General features: G+C 74.3%; 13 protein-coding genes. 4 read left to right on the forward strand and 9 right to left on the reverse strand.

Features of this window, described 5'->3' with window-relative positions; all coding sequences use genetic code 11:
* Positions 1 to 33: 33 nt before the first annotated feature.
* Entirely contained in the window at positions 34 to 837 is an 804-nt protein-coding gene (hisF, locus tag DT076_RS03210; protein WP_114125136.1) for an imidazole glycerol phosphate synthase subunit HisF, read from the reverse strand.
* 113 nt (positions 838 to 950) lie between these two features.
* On the opposite strand from hisF, the gene DT076_RS03215 reads away from it, so the two are divergent.
* Positions 951 to 2,465 (forward strand): TldD/PmbA family protein, encoded by a 1,515-nt coding sequence (locus tag DT076_RS03215; protein ID WP_114125137.1) that lies wholly within the window; start codon positions 951 to 953, stop codon positions 2,463 to 2,465.
* The gene (locus tag DT076_RS03220) at positions 2,465 to 3,886 is read left to right on the forward strand and encodes a metallopeptidase TldD-related protein (protein WP_114125138.1); all 1,422 of its coding nucleotides are present in this window, start codon (positions 2,465 to 2,467) and stop codon (positions 3,884 to 3,886) included. Before DT076_RS03215 ends, DT076_RS03220 begins: the two co-directional genes overlap by 1 nt.
* A gap of 33 nt (positions 3,887 to 3,919) precedes the next feature.
* Here the strand turns inward: DT076_RS03220 and DT076_RS03225 are convergent, their stop codons facing one another.
* From DT076_RS03225 to DT076_RS03260, 8 genes are all read right to left on the reverse strand, one after another.
* The gene (locus DT076_RS03225; protein WP_114125139.1) at positions 3,920 to 4,591 is read right to left on the reverse strand and encodes a hypothetical protein; all 672 of its coding nucleotides are present in this window, start codon (positions 4,589 to 4,591) and stop codon (positions 3,920 to 3,922) included.
* A gap of 87 nt (positions 4,592 to 4,678) precedes the next feature.
* Positions 4,679 to 7,603: a DEAD/DEAH box helicase gene (locus tag DT076_RS03230; RefSeq protein ID WP_114125140.1), complete on the reverse strand. Its 2,925-nt coding sequence runs from the start codon at positions 7,601 to 7,603 to the stop codon at positions 4,679 to 4,681.
* 47 nt (positions 7,604 to 7,650) lie between these two features.
* The gene (locus DT076_RS03235; RefSeq protein WP_114125141.1) at positions 7,651 to 8,625 is read right to left on the reverse strand and encodes a diacylglycerol/lipid kinase family protein; all 975 of its coding nucleotides are present in this window, start codon (positions 8,623 to 8,625) and stop codon (positions 7,651 to 7,653) included.
* 7 nt (positions 8,626 to 8,632) lie between these two features.
* Complete coding sequence (tatC, locus tag DT076_RS03240) at positions 8,633 to 9,490, reverse strand: twin-arginine translocase subunit TatC (protein ID WP_233493593.1); 858 nt, start codon at positions 9,488 to 9,490, stop codon at positions 8,633 to 8,635.
* A gap of 8 nt (positions 9,491 to 9,498) precedes the next feature.
* On the reverse strand, positions 9,499 to 9,798 hold the full coding sequence (locus DT076_RS20215; RefSeq protein WP_114125142.1) for a twin-arginine translocase TatA/TatE family subunit: 300 nt from the start codon (positions 9,796 to 9,798) through the stop codon (positions 9,499 to 9,501).
* Between the two features lie 105 nt (positions 9,799 to 9,903).
* Complete coding sequence (locus tag DT076_RS03250) at positions 9,904 to 10,131, reverse strand: hypothetical protein (RefSeq protein WP_114125143.1); 228 nt, start codon at positions 10,129 to 10,131, stop codon at positions 9,904 to 9,906.
* Positions 10,128 to 11,102: a helix-turn-helix transcriptional regulator gene (locus DT076_RS03255; RefSeq protein WP_114125144.1), complete on the reverse strand. Its 975-nt coding sequence runs from the start codon at positions 11,100 to 11,102 to the stop codon at positions 10,128 to 10,130. Before DT076_RS03255 ends, DT076_RS03250 begins: the two co-directional genes overlap by 4 nt.
* The gene (locus tag DT076_RS03260; protein WP_114125145.1) at positions 11,099 to 12,091 is read right to left on the reverse strand and encodes a helix-turn-helix transcriptional regulator; all 993 of its coding nucleotides are present in this window, start codon (positions 12,089 to 12,091) and stop codon (positions 11,099 to 11,101) included. Before DT076_RS03260 ends, DT076_RS03255 begins: the two co-directional genes overlap by 4 nt.
* A gap of 54 nt (positions 12,092 to 12,145) precedes the next feature.
* On the opposite strand from DT076_RS03260, the gene gluQRS reads away from it, so the two are divergent.
* Positions 12,146 to 13,057 carry a tRNA glutamyl-Q(34) synthetase GluQRS gene (gluQRS, locus tag DT076_RS03265; RefSeq protein WP_114125146.1) on the forward strand — a complete coding sequence of 304 codons (912 nt, stop codon included), beginning with the start codon at positions 12,146 to 12,148 and terminating at the stop codon, positions 13,055 to 13,057.
* 102 nt (positions 13,058 to 13,159) lie between these two features.
* Complete coding sequence (locus DT076_RS03270; RefSeq protein WP_114125147.1) at positions 13,160 to 15,484, forward strand: rhamnogalacturonan lyase; 2,325 nt, start codon at positions 13,160 to 13,162, stop codon at positions 15,482 to 15,484.
* The last annotated feature ends 139 nt before the right edge of the window (positions 15,485 to 15,623 follow it).

Raw genomic sequence — 15,623 nt, forward strand, 5'->3', positions numbered from 1 at the left:
CCCCGCCGCGGGGATCGACCCCGTCCGGAGGGGTCAGGTGGTCGCGGCGGACGGGCCGGCCACGGCGAGGTCGTCGCGGCGCACCGGGTGCCCGGCGGCGGCCAGGGCGTCCTTGACCTCGGCGACCGAGAGCGTCCCGTAGTGGAAGACGCTGGCCGCCAGCACGGCGTCCGCGCCCGCCTCCACCGCCTCGACGAAGTGCCGGGCGGTGCCGGCGCCGCCGGAGGCGATCAGCGGGACGTCGACCACCGCGCGCACGGCCCGGATCATCTCCAGGTCGAACCCGGCGGTGGTGCCGTCGGCGTCCATCGAGTTGAGCAGGATCTCCCCCACCCCGAGCTCGGCACCGCGCCGGGCCCACTCCAGCGCGTCCAGTCCGGCGTCGCGGCGTCCGCCGTGGGTGGTGACGCCGAACCCGGACGGCTGCGCGGGGTCGCGGCGGGCGTCCACCGAGAGCACCAGCACCTGGTTGCCGAAGCGGCGGCTGATCTCGGCGATCGCCTCCGGTCGGGCGATCGCGCCGGTGTTGATGGCGGCCTTGTCCGCGCCGGCGCGCAGCAACGCGTCCACGTCGGCCGGGCCGCTCACCCCGCCGCCGACGCAGAGCGGGATGAACACCGTCTCGGCCGTGCGGCCGACCACCTCGCGGGTGGTCTCGCGGCCCTCGAAGGAGGCGGAGATGTCGAGGAAGGTCAGCTCGTCAGCGCCCGCCGCGCCGTAGGCCCGGGCCAGCTCGACCGGGTCGCCGGCGTCGCGCAGGTCGGTGAAGTTGACCCCCTTGACCACCCGGCCGGCGTGCACGTCCAGGCACGGGATGACGCGGACCGCCACGCTCACCGGCCGGCTCCCACGGTCGGGCGGGCGGGTGCGCGCCGTCCGGCGGCAGACGTTCCGGGCTCGGGCATGCCCCCAACCTACCGAGCCGGGACGCCCTCACTAGTGTGCGTCCCATGTCCTCCCCGAGCGCCGCGCACGCCGTCGACGAGACCTTCACCGCGCTGCCGCTGGACGAGCTGGCCGACGCCGCGCTGAGCCGGGCCCGCGACCTCGGCGCCGAGCACGCCGACGTCCGGATCGAGCGGATCACCGAGGGCGAGACCGCCCTGCGCGACGCCCGGCTGGAGCGCAGCAGCACCAGCACCGTCCTCGGGATGTCGGTACGGGTCGTCCACCGTGGCTGCTGGGGCTTCGCCGCCGGCATCACGCTGACCACCGACGCCGCCCGGACGCTGGCCTCGCAGGCGGTGAGCACCGCGGTGGTCTCGGCGGCGCTGAGCACCGACCGGGTGGAGCTGGCCGAGGAGCCGGTGCACCGGCTGGAGTGGTGCTCGGCCTACGAGGTCAACCCGTTCTCGGTGGCCGAGGCCGAGAAGCAGGCCCGGCTGACCGACCTGAGCGAGCGACTGCTGGCCGCCGACGGCGTGCACCACGTCCAGGCGCGGCTGCACGCGGTGCAGGAGAACAAGTTCTACGCCGACGTGGCCGGCACCCGCACCGTCCAGCAGCGGGTGCGGGTGCACCCCGAGATCACCGCCACCAGCGTCGGCCCGGACGGCTTCTCCACCATGCGCACGCTGGCCCCGCCGGCCGGTCGGGGCTGGGAGTACCTCACCGGCACCGGCTGGGACCTCGACGCCGAGGTGGCCGAGCTGCCCGAGCTGCTGGCCGAGCACGTCAAGGCGCCCTCGGTGCAGGCCGGGCGGCTCGACCTCGTCATCGACCCGACCAACCTCTGGCTGACCATCCACGAGTCGGTCGCCCACGCCACCGAGTACGACCGGGCGCTGGGCTACGAGGCGGCCTACGCCGGGACGTCCTTCGCCACCCCCGACCAGCTGGGCACCCTGCACTACGGCAGCGAGGTCATGCACGTCACCGGCGACCGGACCACCCCGCACGGGCTGGCCACCGTCGCCGTCGACGACGAGGGGGTGGCCGCGCAGGAGTTCGACATCGTCTCCGGCGGCACCCTGGTCGGCTACCAGCTCAACCGCCAGATGGCCCGCGGCGGTGGGTTCGGCCGCTCCAACGGCTGCGCCTTCGCCGACTCCCCCGGCCACCTGCCGCTGCAGCGGATGCCCAACGTCTCGCTGCGCCCGGCTCCCGACCCGGTGAGCACCGAGGAGCTCATCTCCCGGGTCGACGACGGCGTCTACGTGGTCGGCGACAAGTCCTGGTCGATCGACATGCAGCGCTACAACTTCCAGTTCACCGGGCAGCGGTTCTACCGGATCCGCGGCGGCCGGCTGGCCGGGCAGCTGCGCGACGTCGCCTACCAGGCGACCACCACCGACTTCTGGCGCTCGCTGGAGGCGGTGGGCGGGCCGGACACCTACCGGCTGGGCGGCGCCTTCAACTGCGGGAAGGGCCAGCCCGGGCAGGTGGCCGCCGTCTCGCACGGCTGCCCCTCGGCCCTGTTCCGCGGGGTCAACGTGCTCAACGCCCGCGAGGAGGGAGGTCTGTGATGGGCCAGGACACCGGCACCGACGCCCTGCTGACCGAGGACCGGGTGGCCGCCTGGGCCGAGGCCGCGGTGGCGGCGCTCGCCCCGCACGCCGGCTCGGTGGTGGTCGACGAGTCGGTCGGGGCCAACCTGCGCTGGGCCAACAGCTCGCTCACCACCAACGGCCAGACCCACGACCGCACCCTGACGGTGGTGGCGCACGTGGCCGTCCCGGGCGGGGTGGCGGTGGGCATCGCCTCCGGTCCGCTGACCGGGGAGGCCGACGTCGACCCGCTGGTGGCCCGGGCCGTGGCCGCGGCCGCGGACTCCGCACCGGCCGAGGACGCCCTCGACCTCGTCCCCGGCGAGGTCGGACCGGGTTGGGAGCAGGCAGCCGCCGCGGGTGGGATCGAGGTCTTCGACGTCTTCGCCGGCGCGCTCGGCCGGCACCTGCGCGGGGCCGCGGATGCCGGCACCGCCTGGTTCGGCTTCGCCGAGCACGTCGTCACCACCACCTGGCTGGCCACCACCGCCGGCGTCCGCCGCCGCAGCGTGGACCGGATGGGACGGGTGGAGATCAACGTCAAGCGCCCCGCGGGCGGGTCGTTGCCGCCGGCCAGCGTGTGGGTCGGGCAGTCCTGGGCCGACCCGGCCGAGCTCGACGTGGACGCGCTGGCCGCCGAGCTGGACCGCCGGCTCGGCTGGTCCGAGCGCGCGGTCGAGCTGCCCGCGGGGCGCTACGAGGTGCTGCTGCCGCCGTCGGCGGTGGCCGACCTGATGATCTACGCCTACTGGACGATGTCGCGGCGCGACGCCGAGGAGGGCCGCAACGTCTTCGCCGGCGAGCCGGGCCGCAGCCGGATCGGCGAGCGGCTGGCCACCCTGCCGATCACCATCGCCTCCGACCCCGGGGCCGAGGGGATGGAGGCACCCCGGCACGCCGTGGTGCGGGCGCCGGAGGCCGGGATGGTGTCGGTCTTCGACAACGGCGCCCCGGTCGGGCGGGTGGAGTGGCTGCGCGAGGGCGTCCTGGAGCACCTGGTCACCCCGCGCACCCCCGCCGGTCAGGAGCTGTGCTTCCCCACCGACAACCTGCTGATCGAGGCCGGGGGCAGCACCGACCTGGACGCGATGGTCGCCGGCACCCGACGCGGGCTGCTGCTGACCTGCCTGTGGTACCTGCGCGAGGTCGACCCGGAGACCCTGCTGCTCACCGGGTTGACCCGCGACGGGGTGTACCTGGTCGAGGACGGCCGGGTGGTGGCCCAGGTGAACAACTTCCGGTTCAACGAGTCGCCGGTGTCGCTGCTGCGCCGGGCCACCGAGGCCTCGGTCAGCGAGCGCACCCTGTGCCGGGAGTGGAACGACTGGTTCACCCGCACCCGGGTGCCGGCCCTGCGCGTCCCCGACTTCAACATGTCGACGGTCTCGCAGGCCTCCTGAGGCCCCGTCGGCGTCCGCGTCGCGCCCGCAGCGCTACCGGACGAGGGTGAGGACCTGGTTGACCGAGGCGTTACGGCTGCTGATGGTGGCCTCGTCCGCGCCGCAGTCGACGGTGGTCGCGCCCGAGGGCACCACCGTGCCGACCACGTGCTGCAGCGGCACCGGGTGGGTGGTGGTGTGGTCGGCGAGGAGCATCTCGACCTCGCCCTCGGCCTCGTCCACCTCGTAGTGGACCCCGTCCTCGTCGGTCTCCAGGTCGCCCTCGGCCGACCCGTCGATGGAGAGCTGGGCGTCACGGCGTCCGATGGAGACCGCCACCGGGCGGTCGCCGTCGTCGCTCATCCGCCAGCGGTCGGGCCCGAAGACGAACTCGACGTCGCCGCCGCGGCCGTGGCTCATCACCGAGTCCTCGGTCTCGACGGCGAAGGAGGTCATCGTCCAGGAGCCCTGCAGGCAGTCCAGCGCCTCGGCCACGGCCGGGTCGGTGCCCGACCCGGTCGGCCCGTTCGACGGCCCGTCCTCCTCCTCACCGGCCTCGCCGGGCGCCCGCGCGGCCGTGGCCTGCGGGCCGGACGGCCCGGTGCTGCTGGGTGGTGCGGGGCTCCGCGGGCCCGCGGCGTCGGAGATCGAGCAGCCGACCAGCAGGGCCCCCGTGGCGCCGACCACCAGGAGGGCGAACGGCACCACCCTCAGCGCGCCGCGCATGTCCGCCCCCCTCCCGGATCCGTCGTGGTGGCTGCGGCCACCAGGCGCCACGGTAACCGGGTGCGCAAAGCCGGCCCCGGAGCGACCTCAAACCGGGGTGCGGTCCTCCCAGGACTCGTCGAGGTCGTCGGGCTCCTCCTCCTCGTCGGGGACGAAGGCGACCACCCCGCGTCGCATCGAGGCGACCACCTCCCGGCAGGTGGCCCGCAGCCCGTCGTCGGTGGTCGCCCCGGCCACCTGGTCGGCGAGGTCGAGCACCTGACGCACCCAGCGGACGAAGTCGCCGGCGGTCAACCCGGTCATCTCCAGCACGTCGCCCAGCGGACGCCCGGAGGTCCACTGCGCGGCGGCCCGGGCGAAGCCGACGTCGGGCTCGGGCCCGCGCTCCAGCCGGGCGTCGCGCTCGAGCCGGCTGACCTCCCGCCAGACCGCGCGGACCCGGGTCATCACCTCCTCGCTGACGCTGTCGGGCATCCGCGGGGTGAAGCGGGTGCCGTCGGTGCGCCGCGACTCGTAGACCAAGGTGGACAGCACCGCCGCCAGCTGGGGGGCGTCCAGGCCGTCCAGCAGCCCGCGGCGGATGCACTCGGCGGTGACGAGGTCGAGCTGGCTGTAGATCCGCGAGAGCATCCGTCCGGCCTCCCCGACCACCCACTCGTCCAGCTCGGCCTCGGGTGCGGCGGCCGGCGGCACCAGGTAGCCCAACGCCCCCAGCACCTGGCAGATCCGGTCGAACTGGGTGGCGATGCCGCTGGTGCGCCGCCGGACCCGCGACTCGATCTGCTCGTTGTCGCGCTCCAGCCGCAGCGCCCGCTCGGCCAGCCGGGCGTGGGCGTCGCGGTCGGGGCAGCGGTGGCAGGGGTGGGCCTGCAGCTCCGCGCGCAACCGGCCGATCTCCTCGCGTCGCTCGGCGTCCATGCCGGGACGCCGGTAGCGGCTGGGGTCGGGGTCGAGCTCGCTGAGCCGGGAGCTGAAGGCGGCGGCCAGGCTGCGCCGGGCCGAGGGCTGCTTGACGTCGAAGTGCTTGGGCACCCGGACCCGTCCCACCACCGTGGTCGGCACCGGGAAGTCGACCAGGCTGAGCTTGCGGACGTGGCGCTCCTCGGTCAGCACCGTCGGGGTGGGCTCGCTGCGGTCCTTGCGGATGCCCGGGTCGATCACCACCGCCCACCCGGTCGACTTGCCGGCCGGCACCCGGATGAGGTCGCCGGGACGCAGCTCGAGCAGCGCCTGCAGCGCCTCCGCCCGCTTGTCCGACTTCCGGTCCCGGGCCGCCTCGGCCTCGGCCAGCGAGATCCGCTCCCTCAGCCGGGCGTACTCGGCGAAGTCGCCGCGCTCGCACTCGGCCTCGGCCATCAGGCTGGCGATCTGGCGCCGGTTGCGGGCCTGGTTGCGGGCCATCCCGACCACGGCCCGGTCGGTCTGGAACTGCGCGAAGGACTGCTCGAGCAGGGTGCGGGCGCGGACCCGGCCCACCGAGCCCACCAGGTTGACGGCCATGTTGTAGGTGGGCCGGAAGGAGGAGCGCAGCGGGTAGGTGCGGCGGGAGGCCAGCCCGGCCACGGCGCGCGGGTCGAGCCCGGGCGCCCACTGGACGACGGCGTGGCCCTCGACGTCGATCCCCCGCCGGCCGGCGCGGCCGGTGAGCTGGGTGTACTCCCCCGGCGTGATGTCGACGTGGTTCTCGCCGTTGAACTTCACGAGCTTCTCCAGCACCACGCTGCGGGCCGGCATGTTGATGCCCAGGGCCAGGGTCTCGGTGGCGAAGACGACCTTGACCAGGCCGCGGACGAAGGCCTGCTCCACGCACTCCTTGAGCGCCGGCAGCATGCCCGCGTGGTGGGCGGCGACCCCGCGCAGCAGCCCTTCGAGGAACTCGGAGTAGCCCAGCGCGTCCAGGTCGTCGGGACTGAGCCCGGCCACCGAGGCCTCGGCGATGTCGGTCAGCTCGGCGCGTTCGCGGCCGTTGGTCAGCGAGATGCCCGAGCCGAGCACCTGACGGACCGCGGTGTCGCAGCCGAGGCGGGAGAAGACGAAGACGATGGCTGGCAGCAGCGAGGCCCGCTGCAGGCTCTGCACCATCATCGCCCGGCTGGGCACCAGCCCGGAGCGGGAGCCCTCGCGGTCGCGGTGCGCGGCGCCGCCGTAGGCGCCTGAGCCGTAGCCGGCGCGCTTCTTGCCCTTGCCGCTGCGTCCGCGCGGGCGCCGGGCGTCGTCGCGGACCTCGCGGGTCTCCGACTTGGCGATCCGCAGCAGCCGCGGGTTGACGTCGGGCCGCTCCGGGGCGGCGCCGTCGGTGACCGCGGTGGGGGCGACGTCGGCGAACAGGTCCTCCAGCTCCCGGCCGACCAGGACGTGCTGGAAGAGCGGGACCGGCCGGCGCTCGGAGACCACCAGGGCCATCTCGCCACGGACCTCGCCCAGCCATTCGCCGAACTCCTCGGCGTTGCTCACCGTCGCCGACAGCGCCACCACCTGCACGGAGTCGGCCAGCCCGATGATGACCTCCTCCCAGACCGGTCCGCGGAAGCGGTCGGCGAGGTAGTGCACCTCGTCCATCACCACGTAGCCGAGGTTGTCCAGGGTGCGCGAGCCGGCGTAGATCATGTTGCGCAGCACCTCGGTGGTCATCACCACCACCGGGGCCTCGGAGTTGTGGCTGGTGTCCCCGGTGAGCAGGCCGACGTTCTCCGCGCCGTGGCGGCGCACCAGGTCGGCGTACTTCTGGTTCGACAGCGCCTTGATCGGCGTGGTGTAGAAGGCCTTGCGCCCCTGCAGCAGGGCGAGGTGCACCGCGAACTCCCCGACCACCGTCTTGCCGGCGCCGGTGGGCGCGGCCACCAGGACCCCCGAGCCCTGCTCGACGGCACGGCAGGCCTCGAGCTGGTACTCGTCGAGGGGGAAGGCGAAGGTGTCGGCGAAGTCGGCCAGGGCGGGGCTGGCCTGGCGCTGCCGGAAGCGGCTGAACCGATCGGCGGCCGACAGCTCCTCGAGGTCACGGGGATCCGTCATCGCTCCAACCTACTGCGCACCGCAGGCGCCACCGTCTGCCGGGCGGGTCAGGCCGCAGGCGCGAACACGGTGAGCGCCCGCGGCGCCGCCTCCAGCACCACCGGGCTGCTGCCGACGGGTTCGCCGTCGCCCATCACCGGCAGCGGGGCCCCCGCGGCGTCCCGGTGGCGCAGCTCGACCCGGCGGGCCCGGGTCTGCTCGACGGCCGGGTGGCGGGTGAAGGCCCGGCTGTACATCAACGGCAGCATGGCCAGCAGGTGCGGACGGCTGACCGGGTGGACGATGGTGACGTCGAGCAGGCCGTCGGCCGGGTCGGCGTCGGGGCAGATGTTGATGCCGCCGCCGTAGTAGCCGCCGTTGCCGACCGCCACCAGCATCGCGAGCAGCTGCCGTGGCTGCCCGTCGAGGACGAGCTCGTACTCCACCGGTGCGAACCCGGCCAGCTCGGCCAGCGCGGCGGTCGCGTAGCGCAGCGATCCGCGCGGCCAGCGCATCGCGTTGGCGCGCCGGTTGACCGCGGCGTCGAAGCCGGCGGCGACCACGCTGCCCACCCAGACGTCCTCGGCGTCGCCACCGTCGGCATCGGCTCCCCGCACCCGGATCAGGTCCACCTGGCGGGTGCGGCCGGTGGCCACGGTGGCGATGCCGTCGCGGGGTCCGCGCGCGGACAGCCCGAGACCCCGGACCAGGTCGTTGCCGGTGCCCGCGGGCACCATCCCCAGCGCGACGTCGGTGCCGGCGCAGGCGTTGAGCCCGAGGTGCATCATCCCGTCCCCGCCCATCACCACCAGGCAGTCCGGACGCCGGTCGGGGGCGTGCCTGCGGCGCTCGAGCGCGCGCCGCACCGCCGTCCGGCACCGCTCTGCCGCCTCCGCCCAGCTGCCGGCCCGGTGCACGTCGAGGCGGTGGTGCGGGCTGGAGCGGGCCAGCGTGGTGACGACCTGCGGCAGCTGGCGTCCGGCCCGGCCCTGGCCCGCGGTGGGGTTGACCACCAGCGTGCACACCGGCAGCGAGGAGTCCACGGGGTGGTCAGCTGGTCAGCTCGGGAGTGCCGACGGCGGCCTCCTCGGCCGGCCGGCGACGCGCCCGCCGCCGGTCGTTGGCGTGGCAGATGATCTCGGCCAGCACGAAGAGCAGCGACAGTGGGACGGCCAGGGCCAGCATCGAGAACGGGTCGGTGCTGGGCGTGGCGACGGCACCCACGACGAAGGACCCGAAGATGACGATGGTGCGGGCCTGGGAGAGCTGGGTCGCCTTGACGATGCCCATGATGTTGAGCGCGACGACCACCACCGGCAGCAGGAAGGCCACCCCGAAGACCACCATCATCTGCATGACGAAGCCCAGGTAGTCGCTGCCGTCGATGAGGTTGGTCGTCCCGTCGACCGTGAACCCCAGCATCACCGCCATCGCGGTCGGCATCAGCAGGTAGGCGAGACCGACGCCACCGAGGAACAGCGGGGTGGCGCTGCCGATGAAGGCCAGGGCCCACTTCTTCTCCCGAGCCAGCAGGGCCGGGGCGATGAACGCCCAGAGCTGGTAGAGCCAGATCGGCGCCGAGAGGATCAGACCGGCGAACCCGCAGATCCTCAGCACCAGCAGGAAGGGGGCGGCGATGCCCGAGTTGACCAGGCTGATGTCGGCGCCGGGGTTGTCGGCGAGCACCATCTCGGCCGCCTGGTTGTACGGGTACGCGACCAGTGCGTAGAGCTCGCGGAAGAAGATGGCCGACAGAACGGACACCACGACCACGGCGATCACCGCGATCGTCAACCGGTAGCGGAGCTCACGCAGGTGGTCCCAGATGGACATCGTGCCGTCCGGGGTGGACGGCGGCGGCTTGAGCCAGTCGAGAGAGAGCCGGCGGCCGCGGATGGTCACTGCCACCGCAGGACTCAGACGTCGCGACGCTGCTCAGCCGGCCGGTCGACGACCTCGGCGTCCACCACGTCGTCCCGACGGGGCGCGGTGGTGTCGCGCGGCTCCGCGGCCGGGGTGGTGGTGTCGGCGGGCTCGTCGGCGGCGGCCTTGTCCTTGTTGCCCCGCAGGCTCTGGGTCTCCTCCTTGAACTCGCGGATCGCCCGCCCGGTGCCCTTGCCGATGCCTGCCAGACGCGACCCGCCGAAGATCAGCAGCGCCAGCGCGACCACGAGGAGGATCAGCACCTCGGGGCCGCCGGGGAGTCCAAACACCATGGGAGTCATGTCGAGTCCTCTTCTCGTCTCGTGCCCGGGTGCGCTACCTCGGGCAACCTCTGGGGAGTCTACGCGTGGGCCGGCCGGGATCCCAGCCGCAACCGGTCAGCCGCGTCGGGCCACCCGCGTGCGGTCGCGCACGGCCTGCAGCTGCTCGGGCGTCGGTTCGGGTCGCAGCTGCTCCAGCAGCGAGCCCAGCTCCTCGGCGCGGCGGCCCAGCATGGCGATCTCGGACCAGACGTCGGCGGCCTTGTGGAACAGCCAGACGGCCCAGCCGACCAGCGACAGCAGACCGACCACGCCGATGACGACGAAGACCCAGACCCAGCTCACGTGTCCGACCCTAGGCCGAGCTGGCGGTAGAGGGCCAGCGCCTGCTCCGCCGCCTGGCGGGCCTCGTCGGCCGCCCCGGCCGGGTCGAGCACCCGGACCTCGTCGGCCAGCTGGAGCAGCAGGGCCCGCAGCCAGCCGGGGTCGGTGACCGGCAGGGTGGCGTGCAGGTGCCCGGTGGCTGGGTCGGTCTCGACCCGCTCGACCGGGTGGTACTCCGCCACCCAGGCCGCGCCGGGACGCAGCTCCAGGGTCACCCTGGCCGGGCCGGAGAGCGCCTGCAGCCAGCCCTCGGCCGGCGGCGGGAGGGGGCCGTGGTCGGCCGCCGGCGTCCCGGTCGGCTCGGCGCTGGCGATCCGGTCCAGCCGGAAGGTGCGCCAGTCGTCGCGGCCGAGGTCGAAGGCCTCGAGGTAGGCCACCCCGTCGCGCAGGCTGACCCGCGCCGGGTCGACCTCTCGCTCGGTGGTGCGCTCGGGCGTGTCGTAGACCAGCCGCAGCCGCCGGCCGGAGTCGATGGCGGTGGCCACCTGGTCGCGGATCCGGTCGTCGGCCGACTGCACCGAGACGGTGACCCGCTCAGCCACCTCCTGCCCGGCCCCGGCGACCGCCTCCAGCTTGGCCAGCGCGGAGTCGATGGTGCGGCGCACCGGGCCGGCGGCCAGCTCGCGCACCGAGCGCAGCCCCAGCACCAGCCCGAGCACCTCGTCGGCGGTGAAGCGCAGCGGCCGGGCGAGGTAGTCGGCGTTGGTGAGGTGGATGGTGCCGGCGCCGTCCACGGCGTCGAGGTCGATCTCGATGAGGTCGCCCGGCATCAGCCCGGGCAGCCCGCACATGTAGAGCACCGACAGATCGGCCCGCAGCTGCTTGGGGGTGACGCCGAACTCGCGGGCGGTCTCGGCCAGGTCGGCCCCGTCGTGGGACAGCAGGTAGGGCACCAGGGCCAGCAGCCGCTGCACCTGGACCGAGGAGCTCACGCGCGCTCCCCCGCGCCGGCCAGCGCCCGGGCCGCCCCGGCCAGGTGGTCCACCACCCGGCGTCGGACGGCGGCCGGCTCGAGCACCAGCACGTCCGGGCCGAAGGAGGCCACGTCGGCCACGAAGGCGCCCTCGTCGGCGTAACCCACCCGGTAGGCGGCGAACCCGTCCGGGGTGCCGGCGGGCAGCGGGTGGTCGACCGGCTCGCCGCGGCGGCGCAGCCGGGGGGCGCGGTCGGCGCGCACGGCGACCACGGCCTCCCCGGTGGCCGGGGCCGGGTCGAGGCTGCGGGACAGCGCGCGGACGTCGACGTCGGCCGGCACCTCGAAGGCGTCCGGACCGGCGACCACCTCGGGCTGGTCGAGGATCCGCGACATCTTGAACATCCGCGGCGCGTCGCGGTCGACGTCGTGGCCGACCACGTACCAGCGGCCGCGGGAGGAGGTGACGCCCCATGGCTGCAGGGTGCGGCGGCTGGTCTCCCCCGACGGGCGGCGGTACTCGAAGCGGACCACCGACCGGTTGAGCACGGCCTGCCACAGCGGCTCGAAGGCGCCCTCCCGGGCCACCACGGTGGGGCTCATGGTGGTGATCCGCGCGGTGTCGGTCTCCACCCCGGCCGCCCGCAGCTTGGCCCAGGCGCTCTGCGCCGAGGAGGCCATCCGCGCCTGCTGCCAGCTCTGCGCGGCGAGCGCGACCACCGCCGCCTCGTCGGCGTCCAGCTCGATCGGCGGCAGCTCGAAGTCGGTGCGCCGGATCCGGTAGCCGACCTCGTCGTCGAACAGCGGGGAGTTGCTGCCGGTCTCGATCGGGACGCCGAGGGCGCGCAGCTCGTCCTTGTCCCGCTCGAAGGTGCGTTCGAAGGCGCCGTCGGAGAGCCCCCGGTAGCCTTCGACCACCTCGCGGATCTGCTCCCGGGTGACGAAGCGCCGGCTGGCCAGGAGGCAGATCGTCAGATTGAGGATGCGCTCTGACTTCCGCGGGGCCATGCGCGGGACAGTACCAGTCCAGACGGCGCCTCCCCGGGGCCGCGGAAGGGGTTCATGACGACGTCGGAGACGGGCTCCGGAGCGGGTCGTTTCGCCCCCTCCCCGAGCTCGGACCTGCACCTGGGGAACCTGCGCACCGCACTGCTGGCCTGGCTCTTCGCCCGCTCCACCGGGCGCGCCTTCCGCTGGCGCGTGGAGGATCTCGACGTCGCCCGCAGCGCCACCGACGGGGTGGCCGAGGGTCAGCTGGCCGACGCCCTCGCGCTCGGGCTGGACGTCGACGGACCGGTGCTGCGCCAGTCCGAGCGCCAGCACCACTACGCCGCCGCGGTGGAGCGGCTGGGCGAGGACGTCTACGAGTGCTTCTGCACCCGGCGCGAGATCGCCGAGGCGTCCTCGGCACCGCACGACGGGTTCCGGCCCTATCCCGGCACCTGCCGCGACCTCACCGAGGAGCAGCGGGCCGAGCGGCGCCGGCGGCGTCCGGCGGCGCTGCGGGTGCGCACCGACACCGACACCTTCGAGGTGGACGACCTGCTTGCCGGCCGGGTCGGCGGGTTGGTGGACGACTTCGTGCTGCGCCGCGGCGACGGGGCGTGGGCCTACAACCTGGCGGTGGTGGTCGACGACGCCGCCACCGGGGTGGACCAGGTGGTCCGCGGGGACGACCTGCTGACGTCCGCACCCCGGCAGGCCTGGCTGGCGCAGCGGCTGGGGTACCGGCCGCCGACCTACGCCCACGTGCCGCTGGCGGTGAACGCGGACGGGCGTCGGCTGGCCAAGCGGGACGGCGCGGTGACGCTGGCCGAGCTGACCGCCGCAGGGGTGTCGGCGCAGGACGTCCTGGCCCGGCTGGCGGTCTCGCTCCGTCTCGCCACGGCCGGGGAACGGGTCGACGTCGCCCTGCTGCTCAGCCGGTTCGACCCCGCGGCCCTGCCCCGCGAGCCCTGGGTCGTCGAGGGCTGAGGCAGCGGTCCTGCCGGTCACGGTCTTCCCAGCGCCGGGCCCGGCGGGTAGAAAGGGTCCACCTCACTGAAACGGTGCAACGACGCACGGAGGGACACCCCCATGACCCCACGCAGGTTCCTGCCCGCCACCGCGGCCGCTCTCCTCGCCGTCCTGGTGGCCAGCTCCGCCGGCGGCGGCACGCTCGCCGGCGCCACCCCCGCCGACCCCGCTCCCGAGGTCCAGCTCGAGCAGCTGGACCGCGGGCTGGTCGCCCTGCGCACCGATGCGGGCGTCCACCTCAGCTGGCGGCTGCTCGGCACCGAGGTCACCGGTGCCACGCCCGACGGGATGACCGGCGCCGACTTCGCGGTCTACCGCGGCCGGGAACGGATCGCCACGGTGACCGGCTCCACCAACCTGCTCGACCCCGACGGCCGCGAGGGTTCGGTGTACCGGGTGGCCCCGGTCGTCGACGGCGTGGAGGGCGAGCGCTCGGCGCCGGTGCGTCCGCTCGACCAGGGTTACGGCGAGATCCCGCTGCAGCGCCCGCCCGACGGCGTGACCCCGGCCGGGGAGCGCTACAGCTACGCCGCCGGCGATATGAGCGTGGCCGACCTCGACGGCGACTCCAGCTACGAGTACGTCGTCAAGTGGGACCCCTCGAACGCCAAGGACGTCTCCCAGAAGGGCTACACCGGCAACGTCTACCTCGACGGCTACGAGGCCGACGGACGGCTGCTGTGGCGGATCGACCTCGGGGTCAACATCCGCGCCGGCGCCCACTACACCCAGTTCCCCGTCTACGACTTCGACGGCGACGGCCGGGCCGAGCTGATGGTGAAGACGGCGCCCGGGACCACCGTGCAGCGCCTCGACAGCCGCGGCCGGGTGGTCGCCGAGCGTGCGGTGCCGATCCCGGCGCACGACCGGGCGGCCGGCGTCCGCACCGACGACGACCACCGGTGGAGCGCCGAGGAGTACGCCGAGCACCTCCAGGACGTCCTGCAGGGCTGGTCGGAGCGGGAGGAGGTCGTCTCCGGCCGGTGGCCGGCCACCCTGGAGGAGGCCTGGGGCATCGAGCCCCGCTGGGACTACCCGCTGTCGGAGGCCGACGCCCGCGAGGCCACCGACTACTTCATCGACGTCTGGGCGCCGGCCCGGAGCAGTCGCAACGACCTGCGCACGTTCGAGGGCTTCGTGCTCACCGGTCCGGAGTACCTGACGGTCTTCGACGGTCGCACCGGCAACCCGTTGCAGACGGTGGACTACGAGCCGGGCCGCGGGGACGACGGCCTGCTGTGGGGCGACTACGCGATGAGCCGGATCGAGCCGGGCAACCGGGTGGACCGCTTCCTGGCCGGGGTGGCCTACCTGGACGGCCACCGCCCGTCGGCGGTCTTCGCCCGCGGCTACTACACCCGGGCCACGGTCGCCGCCTACGACTGGGACGGGAAGACGCTGTCCCGACGCTGGTTCGCCGACAGCGGGCACGTGCCGATGACCAACCCCTTCTCCGACAGCCCCCACGGCCGCGACGGCTCCGACCCCGAGCTCGGCCGCCTCACCACCCAGGGTTTCCACTCGCTGTCGGCGGCCGACGTCGACGGCGACGGTCGGCAGGAGGTGGTCTACGGCTCGGCCACCCTCGACGACGACGGCTCGCTGCTGTACTCCTCCACCGGCACCCTGCCAGGCGGCAGCGCCGACCCGGGGGCGGAGGCCCGGCTGGGGCACGGCGACGCCATGCACGTCACCGACCTCGACCCGGCCCGTCCGGGCCTGGAGATCTGGACCGTGCACGAAGGTGGGGCGTCGGCGCCCTACGGGGCGGCGATGCGGGACGCCGCCACCGGCGAGGTCCTGTTCGGGGCCTACTCCGGACGCGACACCGGGCGCGGGATGGTCGGTGACGTGCGCCCGGACGTCCCCGGCACCGAGGTGTGGGCCAGCATGCCGGTCGGGACCTCTGCGAGCGGGCTGCTGTCGGCCGACGGCGACGTGCTCGGCACCGCCACCCCGGGCACCAACCAGAGCGTGCGCTGGGCCGGCGACGGCACCACCCAGCTGGTCAACGGGTCCCGGGACCAGACCCCGACCATCGACGACTGGACCCGTGGCACGCTGCGCACGCTGAGCGGCACCCGGACCAACAACGACACCAAGGGCAACCCCGCGCTGGTGGCCGACGTGTGGGGTGACTGGCGCGAGGAGGTGCTGGTGCGGACGGCCGACTCCTCGGCGATCCAGGTGCACACCAGCACCGAGGTCAGCAGGCTGAAGCTGGCCACGCTGATGCACGACCCCCAGTACCGGGTCGAGGTGGCCCGGCAGAACACCGCCTACAACCAGCCGTCGCACCCGGGCTTCCACCTGTCGGCGAGCACCGACTGGACGACGGTGCCCCTGCCGCCCAACGCCACCGACGCCGGCCGTGGGGGCAGATGAGCGGGGCGCCCGGAGCCGCCAGCGGGCGCGGCGGTAGGTCCTGTTGTGCCCGACCGGGGGGTGGTTCGCCCTTCGACAGGCTCAGGGCGCTGTGGTCGGGCCGGGTGCGCTGGTGGGCGGGGCTCCCCCCCTTCGACAG

The sequence above is a fragment of the Desertihabitans brevis genome (assembly GCF_003327535.1).
Taxonomy (GTDB): Bacteria; Actinomycetota; Actinomycetes; order Propionibacteriales; family Propionibacteriaceae; genus Desertihabitans; species Desertihabitans brevis.